At 56.6% G+C, this 17,533-nt stretch carries 15 protein-coding genes; 5 read left to right on the forward strand and 10 right to left on the reverse strand.

Annotation, left to right across the window (positions count from 1 at the left end; all coding sequences use genetic code 11):
- Positions 1 to 57 precede the first annotated feature (57 nt).
- From hpaE to AC6HVW_RS18350, 3 genes are read right to left on the reverse strand one after another with little or no spacing between them, the layout of a single operon-like run.
- Entirely contained in the window at positions 58 to 1,512 is a 1,455-nt protein-coding gene (hpaE, locus tag AC6HVW_RS18340) for a 5-carboxymethyl-2-hydroxymuconate semialdehyde dehydrogenase (RefSeq protein WP_497569580.1), read from the reverse strand.
- Positions 1,509 to 2,273 (reverse strand): fumarylacetoacetate hydrolase family protein, encoded by a 765-nt coding sequence (locus AC6HVW_RS18345; RefSeq protein WP_186486780.1) that lies wholly within the window; start codon positions 2,271 to 2,273, stop codon positions 1,509 to 1,511. The genes hpaE and AC6HVW_RS18345 overlap by 4 nt, the downstream gene beginning before the upstream one ends.
- A 2-nt stretch (positions 2,274 to 2,275) precedes the next feature.
- A complete protein-coding gene (locus tag AC6HVW_RS18350) occupies positions 2,276 to 2,902 on the reverse strand; it encodes a fumarylacetoacetate hydrolase family protein (protein ID WP_059199635.1) in 627 nt (208 codons plus the stop codon).
- 260 nt (positions 2,903 to 3,162) lie between these two features.
- Here AC6HVW_RS18350 and hpaR point away from each other — a divergent pair, with 260 nt between their 5' ends.
- Positions 3,163 to 3,606, forward strand: coding sequence for a homoprotocatechuate degradation operon regulator HpaR (hpaR, locus tag AC6HVW_RS18355; protein ID WP_021179186.1), 444 nt, complete (start codon positions 3,163 to 3,165; stop codon positions 3,604 to 3,606).
- A gap of 178 nt (positions 3,607 to 3,784) precedes the next feature.
- Here hpaR and AC6HVW_RS18360 read toward each other — a convergent pair whose 3' ends face one another.
- Genes AC6HVW_RS18360 through AC6HVW_RS18380 form a run of 5 tightly spaced genes read right to left on the reverse strand, consistent with a single transcriptional unit; the run spans position 3,785 to position 8,213 of the window.
- Complete coding sequence (locus AC6HVW_RS18360) at positions 3,785 to 4,576, reverse strand: SDR family oxidoreductase (protein ID WP_186486781.1); 792 nt, start codon at positions 4,574 to 4,576, stop codon at positions 3,785 to 3,787.
- Between the two features lie 4 nt (positions 4,577 to 4,580).
- Entirely contained in the window at positions 4,581 to 5,372 is a 792-nt protein-coding gene (locus tag AC6HVW_RS18365; protein ID WP_186486782.1) for a MoaF C-terminal domain-containing protein, read from the reverse strand.
- A gap of 10 nt (positions 5,373 to 5,382) precedes the next feature.
- Positions 5,383 to 6,165 (reverse strand): SDR family NAD(P)-dependent oxidoreductase, encoded by a 783-nt coding sequence (locus tag AC6HVW_RS18370; protein WP_186486783.1) that lies wholly within the window; start codon positions 6,163 to 6,165, stop codon positions 5,383 to 5,385.
- Positions 6,158 to 6,745 carry a DUF3156 family protein gene (locus tag AC6HVW_RS18375; RefSeq protein ID WP_186486784.1) on the reverse strand — a complete coding sequence of 196 codons (588 nt, stop codon included), beginning with the start codon at positions 6,743 to 6,745 and terminating at the stop codon, positions 6,158 to 6,160. Before AC6HVW_RS18375 ends, AC6HVW_RS18370 begins: the two co-directional genes overlap by 8 nt.
- On the reverse strand, positions 6,720 to 8,213 hold the full coding sequence (locus AC6HVW_RS18380) for an APC family permease (RefSeq protein ID WP_021179181.1): 1,494 nt from the start codon (positions 8,211 to 8,213) through the stop codon (positions 6,720 to 6,722). The genes AC6HVW_RS18375 and AC6HVW_RS18380 overlap by 26 nt, the downstream gene beginning before the upstream one ends.
- Before the next feature lie 428 nt (positions 8,214 to 8,641).
- On the opposite strand from AC6HVW_RS18380, the gene AC6HVW_RS18385 reads away from it, so the two are divergent.
- The 3 genes from AC6HVW_RS18385 to AC6HVW_RS18395 all read left to right on the forward strand — a co-directional run bounded on the left by AC6HVW_RS18385 (position 8,642) and on the right by AC6HVW_RS18395 (position 11,707).
- A complete protein-coding gene (locus tag AC6HVW_RS18385) occupies positions 8,642 to 9,301 on the forward strand; it encodes a helix-turn-helix transcriptional regulator (protein WP_021179178.1) in 660 nt (219 codons plus the stop codon).
- A 106-nt stretch (positions 9,302 to 9,407) separates the two neighbouring features.
- A complete protein-coding gene (locus AC6HVW_RS18390) occupies positions 9,408 to 10,598 on the forward strand; it encodes an MFS transporter (protein WP_071682475.1) in 1,191 nt (396 codons plus the stop codon).
- On the forward strand, positions 10,595 to 11,707 hold the full coding sequence (locus AC6HVW_RS18395) for a class II histone deacetylase (RefSeq protein WP_497569581.1): 1,113 nt from the start codon (positions 10,595 to 10,597) through the stop codon (positions 11,705 to 11,707). The genes AC6HVW_RS18390 and AC6HVW_RS18395 overlap by 4 nt, the downstream gene beginning before the upstream one ends.
- Before the next feature lie 41 nt (positions 11,708 to 11,748).
- On the opposite strand, the gene mngB is transcribed toward AC6HVW_RS18395, so the two are convergent.
- On the reverse strand, positions 11,749 to 14,385 hold the full coding sequence (gene mngB, locus AC6HVW_RS18400) for a mannosylglycerate hydrolase (protein ID WP_071682473.1): 2,637 nt from the start codon (positions 14,383 to 14,385) through the stop codon (positions 11,749 to 11,751).
- 210 nt (positions 14,386 to 14,595) lie between these two features.
- The gene (mngA, locus tag AC6HVW_RS18405; protein ID WP_497569582.1) at positions 14,596 to 16,521 is read right to left on the reverse strand and encodes a PTS 2-O-a-mannosyl-D-glycerate transporter subunit IIABC; all 1,926 of its coding nucleotides are present in this window, start codon (positions 16,519 to 16,521) and stop codon (positions 14,596 to 14,598) included.
- A 234-nt stretch (positions 16,522 to 16,755) separates the two neighbouring features.
- On the opposite strand from mngA, the gene AC6HVW_RS18410 reads away from it, so the two are divergent.
- Positions 16,756 to 17,472 (forward strand): GntR family transcriptional regulator, encoded by a 717-nt coding sequence (locus AC6HVW_RS18410; RefSeq protein WP_071682471.1) that lies wholly within the window; start codon positions 16,756 to 16,758, stop codon positions 17,470 to 17,472.
- The last annotated feature ends 61 nt before the right edge of the window (positions 17,473 to 17,533 follow it).

Consider the following 17,533-nt stretch of genomic DNA (forward strand, 5'->3'; position numbering starts at 1 on the left):
GGCTGATATCTATCGGGTCTAGTCCTTGGTTGTTGTTTTAAAGGGCACGGAGCTATCTCACACTCCCCAACGTGGGATCGGGTGATCCCCCATGGAGATACAAACGTTTTTCATCTCGGCAAACACTTCGAAGCTGTACTCACCGCCTTCACGGCCGGTGCCAGAAGATTTCACCCCGCCAAACGGCTGGCGCAGATCGCGTACGTTCTGGGTGTTGACGAAAACCATACCCGCTTCAATATTGCGGGCCAGACGCAGTACTTTGCTCACATCCTGCGTCCAGATGTACGACGCCAGGCCATACTCCACATCGTTGGCCATGCGCAGGCCATCTTCTTCTGATTTGAACGGCAGAAGGCAGGCCACCGGCCCGAAGATCTCTTCCTGCGCGACACGCATATTGTTGTTAACATCAGCCAGCACAGTTGGGCGTAGGAAGTTGCCATGGCTCAATCCGGCCGGTTTATCCGGACCGCCAGCCAGCAAAGTGGCCCCTTCTTCGATACCCATGCGGATATAGCCGGAGACTTTTTCCCAGTGCTGCGGGCTGATTAGCGCACCAACCTGGGTATTGGGATCCATCGGATCGCCTACGCGCAGGCGGTTGGCACGCTCGGCAAAGCGTTTGACGAATTCCGGATAAATACTTTCTTGAATGAAAATGCGTGAACCTGCGGTGCAACGTTCACCGTTGATCGAGAAGATGGTGAACAGCGCAGCATCCAGCGCCCGTTCGATATCGGCATCCTCAAAGATCAGCACCGGCGACTTGCCGCCCAGCTCCATCGAGAACTTCTTCAGCCCGGCGCTTTCAATAATGCGACGGCCGGTTGAGGTACCACCGGTGAAGGACACCGCACGCACGTCTTTATGGCGTACCAAAGCATCCCCCGCCGTTGCGCCATAACCTTGCACCACGTTCAGCACCCCGGCAGGAATACCGGCTTCCAGCGCCAGTTCACCCAGGCGATCCGCCGTCAGTGGCGAAAGCTCGGACATTTTCAGCACCGCCGTGTTACCCAGCGCCAGGCAAGGCGCGGTCTTCCAGGTGGCAGTCATGAACGGCACGTTCCACGGCGATACCAGCGCACACACGCCCACCGGCTGGATCAGCGTGTAGTTGAGCATCTTGTCGTCCACCGGGTAGGTGCGGCCATTCATCTGCTGGCAGATCTCGGCAAAGAACTCAAAGTTGTGCGAGGCGCGTGGGATCAGCACGTTTTTGGTCTGGTGGATCGGCAACCCGGTGTCTGCGGTTTCCATCTCGGCAATCTGCGGCACGTTCTGGTCGATCAGCTCACCCAGGCGACGCATCAGGCGCGCACGCTCTTTCATCGGCGTATTGGCCCATTTCGGGAAGGCCTCTTTGGCTGCGGCTACTGCCTGGTCGATTTCGAGCTGTCCACCGGACGCCACCTCCGCCAGCACCTCGCCGTTAGCCGGGTTGGTGGTGGTGAAATACTCTTTGCTGGCGACGTTCTTGCCGTTGATCCAATGGTTGATGGTTTTCATCCCTTGCTCTCCTCGTAATCTTTTTCACTGATGATGTGGTTAACCAAGCGGCCAATGCCTTCGATCTCCACCACAATTTCATCCCCAGGCTGCACGTCGGCCAGCCCTTTCGGCGTGCCGGTGGCGATCATGTCGCCAGGCTGCAACGTCATAAATTCACTCAGGTATTCGATCAGGAAGGGGATGTCGAAAATCATGTCGGCAGTGGTGCCGCGCTGGCGCAGTTCACCGTTAACATAGGTGCTGAGCGTCAGGTTATGCGGATCCGCGACATCGTCACGATCGACAATGTAGGGGCCGATAGGCGTCAAGGTGTCGCGGCTTTTCACCCGCAGGTTGGGGCGATAGTAGTTTTCCAGGTAGTCGCGGATGGCGTAGTCGTTACACAGGGTGTAACCGGCCACGTAATCCATCGCCTGCTCGCGGCTGACGTTGCGCGCGGTTTTACCGATCACCGCCACCAGCTCCGCTTCGTAGTGCATGTATTCCACCTGCGCCGGTCGCACGGAAACCTGGCGGTGGCCGGTCAGGCTGTTTGGCCCTTTGAGGAACACCAAAGGCTCTTCCGGCGCTTTAAACTCCAGCTCACTGGCGTGATCGGCATAGTTCAGGCCGAGGGCAAATATCGTGCCCTGCGCCGGTGGCAGCCATTCCACATCGTACTCATCGAGCTTGCTGCCATCGGGTAGGGTAACGTTTAGCTGGTCGTCTACGGTGACGTTAACAATCTGGCCATGATGGCGGATACGAGCATGTCTCATGGTTATTCTCCTGCCTGCGTCACTGGGTTGGTAAGGGTTGGCAAACCTGCGGCCCGCACCGTCACTTGGTCACCCGGTTTGATCTCAACCCGCTGGTGTGGCGTGCCAATCAGCACCGCATCCCCCGGTTGCAGGGTAATAAAATCGCTTATGGCGGCGATCAGTTCCGGCACCGAACGCACCAGATCGGCCGTTGACCAGCGATCCTGTTCCACGCCATTGATTTCGGTGATGATTTCCAGGCCGCTGGTGCTAGCCAGTGGAGCAACCTCTCCCAGCGGGCAGAAACCGTCGCGGCATTTGGCTTTGATTGCCGGGCGATAGAAGCTGGTTTCCGGCAGGCTGACGTCGTTTGCCAAGGCGTAACCGGCCACATAATCGGCCACCTTATCCGCTGGCACCTTGCGGGCGGTGCGACCAATCACTACTGCCAGCGTTGCGCCACTTTGTACGGTTTCACCGGCCGGGAACGGGATGCTGCCACCGTTGGCAAGATGGGTATTGCGCGGTTTGATGAACCACACCGGCGTCTTGGGCGGCGTTTGGTAAGGGGCGGCGCGAAACGCCTGATCCCAGGCATCAAGCTGGCTGCGGTGGTTAAGTGCTACGGAAAATACGGTGCCTTTCATGCAGACTCCTTCTACGGAACGCCAATCATTAATATGTTAATGAATACTTTTATACGCTGTTCAGCATTTACGCAACGTTGTTAATTTAATTTGTGATCGTGATAACGAAATATTCACAAATTATGCACATTAGCGTTATTAATCAGCAAATTAACCTTTTTTGCAGGATTTTTACGTGACGGATCGCGTTTTACCGTTCTCCGCCGGTCAAAAATTGGCTACTATTAAGTTGTTAATAAAATTAAGCCAAGGCCATCGACATGCATGAATCGTTAACCATCGCCCTGTTGCAGGCGCGTGAAACCGCCATGGGGTTCTTCCGCCCGATCCTGAAAAGCCACAACCTGACAGAGCAGCAATGGCGCATCATTCGCGTATTGGCCGATAACCGTTCCATTGAGTTTCACGAATTGGCCGCAGAGACCTGCATCCTGCGCCCCAGCCTGACCGGCATCCTGTCGCGCATGGAGCGGGATAAGCTGATCTTTCGCCTCAAGCCGGTTAACGATCAGCGCAAGTTGTACGTGTCCTTGACCCAGCAGGGCCAGGAGCTGTATGAACTGGCACGCCACCAGGTGGAACAGGGATATGGGGAGATTGAAGCGGCATTTTCAAAGCAGAAGATGGATCAGTTGATGGAGCTGCTCGACGAGTTGATCCGCTTAGGGGATCAACAGGCTAACAACGTGGTTGCTCATAAATAGCCCTCACCCCAACCCTCTCCCAAGGGGCGAGGGGACCGATCGAGTGGGTTTGAAAATTCGGTGACGTACCTTGGATGAGGGGGCGATCGAGTTTGCTGAGATTACCTTCATTCTCCCAACAGAGCGGGGGCTATCAGCTCCCTCTCCCTGTGGGAGAGGGTTGGGGTGAGGGGCTTCCTCAGTTAATGACAGGTTGGGCTTCCGGCAATAGCGCACCGCCATCCACCACCAGCGTCTGGCCGGTGATATAACTCGCAGCCGGCGAGGCCAAAAAGACCATCGCTGCCGCAATATCCTCCGGCTCCCCCAACCTGCCCAGCGGCACCGCAGCAGCTATCGCCTGATTCAGCGCTTCCCCGCCCAGATTTGCCATCGCGGGCGTGCGGATCATCCCCGGCTCCACGCCATTTACCGTGATCCCTTCACATGCCAGTTCCAACGCGGCAGCGCGAATAAAACCATTTACCCCCGCCTTGGAAGCCGCATAGTGCGCCAGCCCTGGGTAGGCTACCCTTGGCCCAGTGACCGACGAGGTCACCAGAATACGTCCGCCCCCCTGGCGCTTCATCCACGGCAACGCCGCCTGCGCCAGAAAGAACGGGGCCATCAAATTGACGCTCAAGGTGCGTTGCAACAGTTCGGCATCAATCTGGTTAAACGGCCTCAGCGGAAAATAAGCGGCGTTGTGGATCACCACGTCCAGCCGTTGATGCCGCTTCGCTGTCTGTGTGACCAGCTCGGTAATCTGCCCTGCATCAGCCATATCACAGGCTGTAGCCTCCACGTTACAACCCCGTTGGCACAGGCTTTCAGCCGCCTCCAGTGCCTTTTGCAGTTGTAAGTCCGCCATCACCACCTTGGCCCCCAAACGTGCAAAGGCGCTGACGATCGCCAGCCCAATGCCCTGTGCACCGCCGGTCACCAGCACCACCTGCCCGGCAAACGCATCACTGGCATAAATCGCCGTCATCGGCTCAGGCCTTAGGGTAATGCGTTGTGTTCAGGATCTGCGCGTGAGCGCCTACGGCAAAGTTGCTCAGGCTGCTGAAATCGCTGCCCTGATAACCGAGGATCTTGCCATCGGTGCGCATCTCTTGCAGGTCGATCATCACTACGCCAAGCGTCGGAATGATCTTCTCGCGCCAGACGAACAGATACAGCTTCTCCGCCACTTTGACGTAATGGCAGCGATCGACATCCGCCAGCCCTTTCTCGACCCCATCCAAGCACTGCCAAGCGTAGAAATTATTGTTCAGATAAATATGCTCATAGCGCTCCGTCGGGCTGTAGGTATATAGATTACGCATCCCAATCAGTTCGTCGGTAAACTGCGGCAACGCTGCATCGTTCTTGTCCAGACGGCCAAAGCGGAATTCGGCATTCACCGCCGTGAGCGGCAACCCCTGCTCTACCCGGCTAAAAGCATCCAGCCGCGCCTGTGATTCCTCCGGCAACTGACCATAGACGGCGGTAAAGTTACCCTGCTGACGATCGCACACCAGCGTAACGCTGCTGTTGGGCCGCTGCCGATCGAGGAAATCGATAAACAGGATCCCCGGGCGAATGCCGGTTGCCCGGTAATCAACCCGTTGCTCTCCCCACTGCAGGGTTTGATCGTCGTTAAAGCTGCACTGCACCGTTTCCCCTTCGGCAAAATGGAACGCCAACGAAGTACCGGCCAAATCCTGCTGCTCCAGCGTATGGCTGTGAGGGGCGAAACCTTCCGCCAGTGCGCCAACCTGAATAAATACCGCTTCTGAACTCATGACAATCTCCTTACAGGGAAGTGAAAGCTAAGGTCGGCACATCGACAATGGTGGAGCCGCCATCGGCCACCAGCGTTGAGCCGGTAATAATTGACGCCTGCGTTGAGCAGAGAAAACGACACACCTGGGCGATCTCTTGCGCACTGGCCGGGCGGCGCAGCGGCACATCGCGACAGACATGTTGATAGGCCTGCTCGAGCGTTAAGTTATGTGCCGCCATCAACGGCTGCATCTCTTCATCGGCCATCGGCGTGGTCACCCAGCCGGGGCAAACCGCGTTGGCACGCACGCCCTGTGGGCCATAGTCACGGGCGATGGAACGCATCAGGCCGATTAGCGCGTGTTTGGCGGTGACATACCCACACACCTCCGGCCCGGCGGCCAACGAGGCGATAGAAGCGACAAACAGCAGATTGCCGCCGTGCTTCACCAGCTCCGGCAAACAGGCCCGGGCGCTGGCAAACGCACTATTGAGATTGCTGTCCAGCGCCTGTTGCCATTGGGCATCGGTGACGTCGGTGATACGACCCAACCCCATCCCGCCAGCGCTGGCAATCAGGCAGTCGATACGTCCGGCCCGCTGTAAAATGGCTGGCAGGATATCGGTTTGCCAACTGGCTCCGCTGGCGGCGTCTCCAACTACGGCATACGCCCCAATCTCCGCAGCCAAGGCGTTCAGCGGTTCTTGGCGGCGGCCAACAATAAATACCTGGTCGCCTTCCTTCGTAAGCAACCGGGCACAGGCGGCACCAATGCCAGTCCCGCCGCCGGTAATGACCACCACTCTACTCATTACATTTCTCCATCAACTGGCCGATCATCAGGAAACTGCTCAGCAGCAAGCGCCGCTGCTCGGCTTCCAACCGCAGATAGCGACGGCTGGCGGGAAGGCGGCTGACCACTTCGGAAGCGGCAAAATGCTCAATATCCAACTGCCAGTTGCCCTCTGTTATCGTGAGCGTGGCGCGGCGGAAATCGAGCTTGGCTAACGTGTCGCCGATTTGTGGGTATTGCCGCAACGCGGCAATCAACTGCTGGGCACCATCATGTTTAGCCTTGGTGCGATAAATCACGCCATTACGGCGCAGCCAGCCACCGGTGATGATGTTGAGCACCAGCGGCTCGGTAAAACGTGCGTTGCCCTGCAAGCGGAAACGGTGGGTGACGATGTGCGCCAAAAACAGCGACTGCACCTGCTCTGCCACCTCTATTACCGGCCCCTGTGGCAGCGTGAGCCGTAACTGATTAACGGCAACGCGCTCACAGGCGTAAGGCTGCAGGTTCGCCGTCAACCGGGTGAGCGTGGTCCCTGCCTGATAACCAGGAGGGTCACGCCGCCAATAACGATTAAGTGAGGGAAGTAAGCCGATCAAATTCCACCTCCGCAGCTTCTGCCTTGTTGAAGGCGCTCTCCAGCACCTCTTCCACCGGCACCGGTTTAAACGGATTCACCTTCTGTACGCACAGGGTCCAGAACAGCGCATAGGCGGAGGTCAGGCCGATCATGATGCCAAACGGGATGTAGACATCGCGTGGGTTCATGCCCGGCGGCGTGATGTAAAAAATCGCCAGCACGATACCGATGCTGGAGACAATCTGCGGCAGCGGGAACCAAGGCGATTTATAGGCGCGTGGCAGATCCGGACGACGGATACGCAGGATCACCACCGAGCAGGTCACCAGCAGGTAAGCCACGCCCCAGGCACAGACCGCTGCCAGCACCATCGGCATGATGCGGTCCAGATTGCCCTGAATGGCGAAAGCGTGAACGCAGGGGATTAACACCGCAGCGGCAATCGCCACCACAGGGGTTTTAAAGCGCGGGTGCAGATAAGCGAAGATACGTGGCATAGCGCCATCCAGCACCATGCCGTAGATAATGCGAGGCACCGCCGCCATCAGGGTGTTAATGGTGGCAGCCCCGGCTAACAGCAGCCCGACGCCCAACCAGTATTTACCGAAGTTACCCATGATCTGGCCAGCAAATGCCGGGATAGCCATTGGCGTATCCAACAGATGCACGTTATTGGCCGCATCCACCACCACGTTTTCCACCTGGTGGCTCAATGCTGCACCGTATAACGCCATGCACAGTGCCACACCGCATAGTCCCAGAGACATGGCGCGCGGGATCACGCGGTGAGAACGTTTGATCTCCGGTGCCATCGGCGTCACCAACTCGCAGCCGACGAACATAAACATCGCCATACCCACCAGGCTGAACACCGCCAGGGGATCGCCGACATCCAGCGTGGTGCCAAACCAACCTTCTAGCGGTACGGCATGCGGTAGCAGCAACCCGGCGATCGAAAAGATCATCAAGGTGCTCCACATGCAGAACGTCAGCACGACCTCAGCCTTACCGAAGGCTTCAATGCCAAACGCATTCAGAATACCGAAAATGATCACCAAACCCACGCCGATCATCCACGAGCTGTTGTTGCTTTCCATCAGGGTATTGAGGTGCTCAAAGTTCACCAGCGCCATGATGCCTGAAAGAATGGTTTCGGCGGTGCCAGCAAAGATATGCACGATCAGATAGGCAGACAGGGTGCCGGTAATGGCAAAAAATCGCCCCATGCCGCAGGAGATATAGTCATACACCGAGCCGGTGGTGGGCAGGATCGCCGCCGCTTCGGAGAAGGTGGTGAGCTGGGCTTGCATCATGATAAAGGCGATCAGCATCGCCAGCGCGAAGGTGTCGCCACCGATACCAAAACCGCTGGTAACGGTGAGGATCACCGGGCTGGCCATGATCACCCCAACCGAACTGGCTAACGTGGTGGGGAACCCGACCTTGCCCCGTTCTAGCTGGGCACTGAGCCGCGACGACAGGTTCATGGTTACTTCCTCTTATAGTGGTTTTACCCGGTGTTGTAGCCGCCAAGGGCGGTAATCTCACTATAGGAAGGAAAGCAAAAGGCTGGCTATCGTCCTTAAGGACGAGGGAGGCAGAGGAGTTAATGGGAGAGTTGAGTTACTGGGCAAAAACGCTATCAACGAGAAATTACTTTAAATTCAGTAGTAACCGCTCGGCCCCCTTCATTAATGTGTTAATGAAACTGCTACTCACCACCAGTTGGATACCCCGCCACTCAGAATGGGGATGTTGTTATTAATGTATTTTATTGCAATCCGGCTCACGTTGTTAATATGTTTTCATTGTGTTGCATATTTGCTACACCTATGCTTGTATCGTTCACATATTGTCCAGATACCTTTGCAGGTGTCCTTCAGGGTACTGAGCGATCAACGGAGGAAAATGCATTATGACAACCACATCATCCTTCATGCGTAACGACGCTTTTATCTCGAGCTGTCTGAATACCATTGCGCATCTGATCCCAGTTTCTGCCGGGGTTTTTTATCTGGTGGACCCGGACCTGCGGCCAGATCACTATATTCTTCATGGTATTAGCGCTGATACTCATCAGCAATATCTCGACCATTTTCAACAGTTGGACCCGTTAAAACCAGCCAACTTCCACCAGCAAGACATCCAGATGGTGAACATGACGCCAGCGGCGATCGCCAATAACCGCCACTATTATCACGACTTTATGCTACCCAATCGCATGCGTGACATGACGGAGATTTTTATCCGCCAGCGTAAGCGGATCATTGCCGGGGTTTCTCTGATCCGCGATACGCCGTTCACCGAATTGGAGCGCAGCCGCTTACGTGCGGTGCTGCCGTTGATCGAGTTGGCCACCCGCGATCTACTGCCAGATAGTGAAGCCCAGTTGCTCACCGCCAAAGAGCAGGAGATCGTCAATATGGTGCGTGAAGGGGCCAGCAATAAGCGCATTGCCTTGCAGCTCGGTATCTCTCTATCGACGGTGAAAACTCATATGCGCAACATCTTTGCCAAAACCGCCGTGGTTAATCGTACCGAACTGGTCTCCAGCGGTTTTATTGCCTACGGCTGATCCTGACTCAAGCAGTAACAATCAACCATACGCCAATGCTGGCGCGGCCTCCCCATGCTTAAAAAGCGTGGAGGGTAATGATTGACGAAACTCAAGGATAACGACGATGTCCAGTGATGCAGTTTCTGTGCCTTCTGCCGGGGCCTTGCTCCCCTGCCCACCCAGGCTGTTAACGGCGATTATCGTATTTGCCGCCATCGCACCGGGGATCCTGATGACCGCCCCCGCCGTCGCAGCCCAGTTAGCTAGCCAGTGGCACCTCACGCCAGGCCAGATCGGCCATCTGTTTTCCACCGAACTGGGAGCCATGAGCATCGCCACGCTGCCTGCCTGGTGGTGGATCAGCCGGATCAACTGGCGCAAAATCGCCACGCTGGCGGCTGTCGTCTTCCTGATCGGCAATCTGGCCTCGGCGATGGCCACCGATTTCAGCCTGCTATTGATCTTGCGATTTATCGTTTCACTAGCCGGTGGCACGCTGATGATCCTCTGCATTTCCTGCGCGGCGGGCACCGCCAACCCCAGCCGGGTCTATGCCTTTTGGGTGCTGGGCCAACTGCTGCTAGGCGTGTTCGGCTTGCTGGCATTACCCCCGCTGTTTGCTCATTTCGGCCTGATGGCCGTTTATCTGATCCTGGCGGCGATCATGCTGTGCTGCCTGCCGTTACTGGGCGCATTCCCTAGCGGCTTTCGCCATAGCCACAGCGCGGCCAGCCAAATGCCTCCAAGCCCCCCCATCTACAAGCTGTTTGCCGTGCTGGCGGTATTGGCCTTTTACATCAGCCTGAGCGCGGTCTGGACCTTTATCGGCACTATCGCCGAGGCCGCAGGCCTTTCACCGGTGCACAGCGGGCAGGTGCTGGCCGCCGCCACCCTGTTTGGCATCATCGGGGCTGGCGGGGCGGCATTGGTTGGCGCAAGACGCAGCCACAAACCGCTGCTGTGGATCGGCTACGGCCTGCTGATTGCTAGCGTCCTGCTGCTGAGCCGCAACCCGCTACTCATTCGCTTCACCCTCGCCGCTGTGATGTTCAAGTTTACCTGGACCTTTGTGCTGCCATTTATTCTGGCGCGCGTCTCGGTGCTGGATAACAACGGCAAGCTGATGAACAGCATCAATCTGGTGATTGGCGGCGGCATGGCCATTGGCCCCACGCTGGCAGGTTACCTGATCGAATCTTCCGGCGGGATCAACGCATTGCTGACCGGCGCATTGAGCTGTGCGCTACTGTCACTGCTGCTGATCTCGCTGGCTTCACCGCGCGCGCCGCGCCGTTTAACAGGAGTCATAAGGTGAAAAGAACAACCGGTTTTTTCTTCGATGAACGCTGTTTCTGGCATAGCACCGGCCTACATGCCACCACGCTGCCGGTGGGCGGCTGGGTGCAGCCGCCTTCGGGGGCTGGGCATGCCGAATCGCCGGAAACCAAGCGGCGGATGAAAAACCTGATGGACGTTTCCGGCCTGTCGCGCCAGCTCAAGCTGCTGAGTGCCGAGCTGGCCGATGAGGAAGATTTACTGCGCATCCATCCGGCACATTATCTGCAACGGTTCAAACAACTGAGTGATAACGGCGGCGGTATGTTGGGAGAAGAGGCACCTTTGGGTCCAGGCAGCTATGAGATTGCCAAACTCTCCGCCGGGCTAGCCTGCGCTGCGGTCGAGGCGGTGCTGAAAGGTGAACTGGACAATGCCTATTCCCTGTCGCGCCCACCGGGCCATCACTGCCTGCCGGATCAATCGATGGGGTTCTGCTTCCTGGCTAATATTCCCATTGCCATCGAACGCGCCAAAGACCGTTTCGGGCTAGGCAAGGTGGCGGTGATCGACTGGGACGTGCACCACGGCAACGGCACCCAGCATATCTACTGGCAACGTAATGACGTGCTGACCATCTCATTGCACCAAGACGGCTGTTTCCCGGCGGGCTACGCCGGTGAACAAGATCGCGGTGAAGGGGCCGGGACGGGTTACAACATCAATATTCCGCTGATGGCCGGGGCCGGTGACGACGGCTATCAATACGCCATGCAGCAAATAATCATCCCAGCACTGGAGCAGTTCAAGCCAGAGATGATCATCATCGCCTGCGGTTACGATGCCAACGCCATCGATCCACTGGCACGGATGCAGTTACACAGCAACAGTTTCCGCGCTATGACCGCGCAGGTGCAAAGCGCTGCGGACAGGCTTTGTGGTGGCAAGTTGGTGATGGTGCATGAAGGGGGTTATGCCGAAGCCTATGTGCCATTCTGCGGCCTGGCGGTAATGGAAGAGTTGAGCGGCATACGCACCGAGGTGCAGGACCCCATGCTGGCATTTATTCAGCAACAGCAGCCCCGCGAAGGGTTTAACCAGTTCCAACGTGCCGCTATCGACCAACTGGCACGCCAATTCGGTTTATAGCTGCATTCAGAGGCGTGGCAATCCACGCCTCTGGCTGTTAGCTAGCGAATAAAGCGGAAGGTTTTCGACTGGCAAGGGGCCAAGGTAGTGAAATCCCCTTTAGCCACATCCTGCTGTGGCAGCGGATGCTCGTCCATCCCAGTTTCCAACCATTCCTTGACTGGCTCTGCCAATGTTAACTGTCCGCCGATCGACACCTGTTCCGAAGGGTTATACACGCGGATAATCAAAGCATCGGCATCCTCGGCTTTCTTCAATACGCTCAACACCGGGCCTGACTCAGGCATCGAAAGCAGGCTAAAGTGCAGCGGCGTGCGGAAGTTTGCCAGATTGAGCTTCATCGCATCAAACGGGATTTTGTTATAACAGCGTACCGGTGTGACGTAGGCCCGAGCCTGCTGCATCACGCCCGCCTGGTGTGGATCTCCTGCAAAACCGAACAGGCTGAACCGGCAATGCAATTTGCCACGCATCTGGGAATCAGGCGTTGGTAGCTTGATGCCAGAAGGGCGACCTGGCCGCAACAGCAATTCTTCTTTACCCAGCACGCCTACCGAACGGAACAGCGTCAGGGCAAAGGTATCGCGGCGCTCACCAACAATCTCGAACTCGCGCAGCCCCTCGGTAAACAACGCCAACCCATGCAGATCGTCATGCAGGGCGGCAAAATTCATCAGTTGCCACACTGGGATCGGCGCTTCTTTCCAGCCCTCTTGCTGCCAAACGGCCATCGCCGGATCGTCCACCGGACGAGTAATGCAGCCAAACTGGTTATCCGCCAGCACGCTTTCACTGGCGAACGGCGTTGGGATCAACACCCGTACGCGGTGATCGTCGGCCTGGTTATCCAGCCACATCTCAATATCGATCCGGCGGCTGTTGTGGGCTAACGTCACTTGGCACAGCACATCCAGATAACCGTCACTACGGCGCTCCGCCCGCTGTTGCAGGTTGGCTGGCAATGCCATACGCAGTTCCAGTGTGGCGATACTCTGCCAAGCCTCATGTTTGATGGAGGTAGCCACTGCGCTTTGCGTGGGATAGATCAACCACTCTTCACGGGAAGGCGAATAGTCATACTCATCGCCATCGTCGGAGCCATCCTCCAGTTGCAGCACCTGCTGATAGAGATAGCCGCTTTGTTTATCGCTAATATCCAACGTACCGTTGGCATTCAGGGCAATGCGGTAATACTCGTTTTCCAACAGTTCTGCCGGTTGCGACGCAGCTTGGCGTTGCTGGCCTGCCTGGTTGGCATGAATATGCAGGGTGCAATATCCCATCGCGGGCAATGACTGACAGAGTTGAATGTCGTATTCCATAAAGGGATCGTAGTTGCCGTAATGCACAATCTGGCGATCTACCAGCCCAGGATCGATCTCCCGCGCGGCGCGGATAAAATACTCCACCGGCTGGCCCTGTTCGTCCACCAGCGAGAACTGCTGGGCACGAATACGAATGGTGGTGTTGATCACCTCTTCACGCGGGTAAGGCAGCAGGTTGAAGAACGTCAGTTTGTCGGCATCTGCGTGCTGTACCGGCATATTGTCGACAATCTTGCGCATATAGAAGCGCACCAGGTTTTCCGCCATGTCGTCCGCCAGAATAAAGCGCGTCATGATCTCCTGATGTACCTTGTCGCTACAGCAACAGCCGATGCTGTCGTGGGCGTGGTTCTTGAGGATCTCTTTCCACATTTTCTCCAGCAGGCCGTGATGGTATTCAAAGCCCAGCGACCAGGCGATCGCGGCGAGCGGCTCGAGGATATTAACGATCTTGTTCTCGATCTCGGCGTGGGCGATCTTGATGTCCATGCGGGTAGACGAGATGGTGCGGTGCACGCGCATGTATTTGCCGTCGTTAAATTCGCCCTTCAGCGTCGCCAAACGTTCACGACTGGCCTCAATCCGTTCGAAGACTTCCTCAAAACGGCTCATGACAAACTCGCGCTGCGGGTAAATCTCGCGCAGTTTGGCCATCACCTGGAAGATATTCTGTTGTAGCGGCATCTGATCGTGGCCGTTCGGCAACAGGATGTCCTTGGTAACCGAGGCGTTTTCCAGCACGGTGAAATAGCTGTCCAACCGTTTGCGCAGCCCGGCTTCATCTTCAGGTAGGTATTTACCAATGGCGTAACCCAGCGGCAGCACCTGTGCCACAACTTCACTGCCGTCGTTGCTTTGCCACAGGAACTCGGTCTTGTCGGTGCCGTGGCGCTCGGAGCAGCCGCGCCAGAACATGGCGCGCGTGATCCCAAACCCGTTGAAAATATGCGGTAACTGCGAAGACATGCTGAAAGAGTCCGGCAGATAGCCGATCTTCATCGGTTCGCCAAAGGACAGGCAGTCGCGCATGCCATACATCAGGTTACGCACGATCGATTCCCCTGACACCACCATGGTATCGGTTTGGGTATACCACGGGCCAACGATCAGCTTGCCAGCCTGCACCAACGCTTTCACCCGCTCGTGGTTTTCTGGTTTGATGGCGAAGTAGTCTTCCAGCACCGCCGTTTGCCCATCCAGTACATAGAAGCGATACTCGGGATCGGTTTCCAGCCGGGTCAGGATCTCTTCCATGTTGTTGATCAGCAGGATGCGTGACTCCTCGGTGGTGAAATACCACTCACGATCCCAATGCATATGCGGCGTAATGTGAACACGTGATACAGCTTTCATAATCAATTCCTAAGATGACGTAACCAAGCCCCTCACCCCAACCCTCTCCCCAAAAAGGAGAGGGAGCTGATGGTTCCTGCTCTTTTGGCAGTAAAGCGGTAATTTCAGCAAACCCGATCGCCCCCATCCAAGGTGCGTCACCGAATTTTCAGACCCACTCGATCAGTCCCCTCTCCCTGTGGGAGAGGGTTAGGGTGAGGGGAAATCAACTTACTGCGGCTGAACGAGGGTGTATTTGCCCTGCTTCATCGCCTGACGGCGCCAAAGGATCAGCACAAATGTAGAGATCGCCGTGCCAAGCAGCGCCGCCCCCAGCCAAAAGGCTGCCGACAACAAGCCACCGAGGCCGTTATCGTGTAGCAGGAACAGCGAGAAGATCCCCGCGCCCGGCGTAGACAGGCCAATCCCCATCCCACCGACGATCGCACCGGTCACCAGCGATCCCACCAGGAAGGAGCCGATCACCCGTACGGGATCTTCAATCGCCATCGGGATCGCCCCTTCGGTAATGCCTGCCAATCCAAGCAGCCAGGTGGATTTACCGGTCTCAATCTCGAACTGTTGGAACAGCCGTGGAGCCAGCAAGGTAGAAGCGGTGACCGTAAAGGCCGAGACCATTTTTACCGCGCCGAAGATCGCATAAGGGCCGAACACACCGTTGGCCATCGCCCCCAGGCAGAACGCATAGGCCGCCTTGTTCACCGGGCCGCCGAGGTCGAACGAACACATAAAACCGAGGATCGCTCCCAGCACCAACGCGTTGGTACCAGACAGGCCGTTAAGCCAGGCGGTCAGGCTGTTGTTCAACCAGGCTACAGGCTCGCCGATCACAAACAGCATCAAGCTGCCCGCTACCAGCGTGCCAATCACCGGGTAAAGATAAAACGTCAGGAAACCGTTGAAGTTGGGGCTGAGGCGCACATGGTTTTTCACCCAGCGCATCAGATAGCCGGCGATCAGGCCGCCCACAATACCGCCAAGGAAGCCGGAACCAATCATGTTTGCCGCCAGCCCGGCCGCAAAACCTGGGCCAAGGGCCGGTTTATCCGCCAGCGAATATGCCGTGTAGGCCGCCAATACCGGCACCATCAAGATACCCAGCATGCCACCACCCAGCTTGCGGTACATCCACAGCCAGGAGTTCTCTTGATCGAACAGATGCTGCAGACCAAAGATTTGCGCCAGCAGTACCGAAACGGCCAACACCGTGCCACCCGCCACAATCAGCGGCACTGCAAAAGAGATCCCGCTGAGTAATGCCTGTTTGAGTTCGGTCTTCACGCTATTTTTCTGCACCGGCGCTTCGCTTTGCTGCACCCGTTCAGCACCGTTAGCGGATTGGCCCACAGCCAATGCCTGCTGCAAAATGCATTCGGCGTGTTTGATTGGCTCGGCGACCGGCGTTTCGATACGGGGGATACCGTTGAAGCGCTCCACTTCTTTAATCGCGACTTCGGCGGCGAACACGCAGGCCGTCGCACTATTTAACTGTTCCGCCGTCAGGCGGCCCTCGATCCCGTTGGCCCCTTGTTTCTCCACATACACGTTGATGCCGAGCTTGCGCCCCGCCTTCTCAAGATATTCCGCCGCCATATAGGTATGGGCGATACCGGCCGGGCAAGCGGTGACGCACACCACCGTAGGCCGCGAATCATCCTGCGGTTTGGGGGCAGATTCCGGCGTCCCTCCTGCCAACAGGGCCAACAACTGTTCCGGAGTGCTGGCCTGTAACACTGCCGCGCGGATATCGTCATCCACCAGCGCCGTTGTCAGGCTGGTCAGTAATTGCATATGCGTGGTACCGGCCTGCGCCTGCGGGATCGCCAGCAGGAAGATCAGGTTGACGCTTTCTGGCCCATCAATCCCTTCCCACTCCAACGGCGTGTTCAGCGTGGCAACGGCAAATGCGGCTTCCTTTACCGCATCGCTTTTACCATGGGGCACCGCCAGCCCTTCACCCAGCGCGGTAGGGCCTTGCGCTTCCCGGGCAAAAACCTCGCGTAGAAAAGCCGCTTTGTCGCGTAATTTACCTTGCGCATCTAGTTGGTCGGCAAGCTGATGAATGGCCTGATCGCGCCCCGCAAAGGCTACTTGCAGGTTTATCAGGCTGGGGTGGGTCAGGCTGCTCAGGTCCATCTTAATCCTCACGCTGAAGCCAGGGCGGCTCCGTCAATAAACAGGCGGCGATCATACCAACACAATCCACACCAATTTGTGATCAATTTCAAATCACCATCATTTTTGTATTAAATTTGTATTAATTCAATTTAAGGACAACTTAACGAGATATGGCGTTATTGGTTTGTTTATCCCTGGCCTAAGGCTAGAATGCGGGCAGCAGATCCAACAACCAGCCGGGGACACTAAAGCGTGAGCAAAAAGCCTATTTATCGCCAGATTGCGGATACCCTGCGCCAACAGGTTGCGGATGGTGAACTTAAACCCGGCGACGCGTTACCGACCGAGGCTTTACTGCGCGAAGAGTACAACGTCAGCCGGGTAACGGTGCGCCAGGCGTTGAAATTGCTGACCGAAGAGCAGGTGATTGAGAGCATTCAGGGCAGTGGCTGGTACGTCAAAGAAGAGAAGGTCAATTACGATATCTATCAGCTCACCAGCTTTTATGAAAAGTTGGCGGACCGCAACGTGGAAACCCACAGCGACGTGCTGATCTTTGAAGTCGCCAAGGCCAGCCCAACCATTGCCGAAGCATTGCACCTGACCACTGAAGACAAAGTGTATTACGTCAAACGGGTGCGCTATATCAAGCAAAAACCGGTCACGCTGGAAGAGACCTGGATGCCGTTGGCGCTGTTCCCCGACCTCAGTTACGAAGTGATGCAGAAATCCAAATATCACTACATCGAACAGGTTAAAAAGCGAGTGATTGACCGCAGCGAACAGGAGATCATCCCGGTAATGCCAAGCGAAGATGTGGTGAAGGCGTTAGGGATCGATCCGCAGAAACCGATCCTGGAGAAGGTCTCCACCGGTTTTCTCAACGACGGCACGGTGTTTGAGTTCAGCCGCAACTTCTTTAAAAGCGAAGATTACAAGTTCACCCTGGTAGCCAAGCGAACACGCTGAGTTTTTCCCATAAAAAAAGACGCCCGCAGGCGTCTTCTGAAACTGCAGACATTCCCCACCA

It is taken from the genome of Serratia sp. NCCP-200, assembly GCF_059697885.1.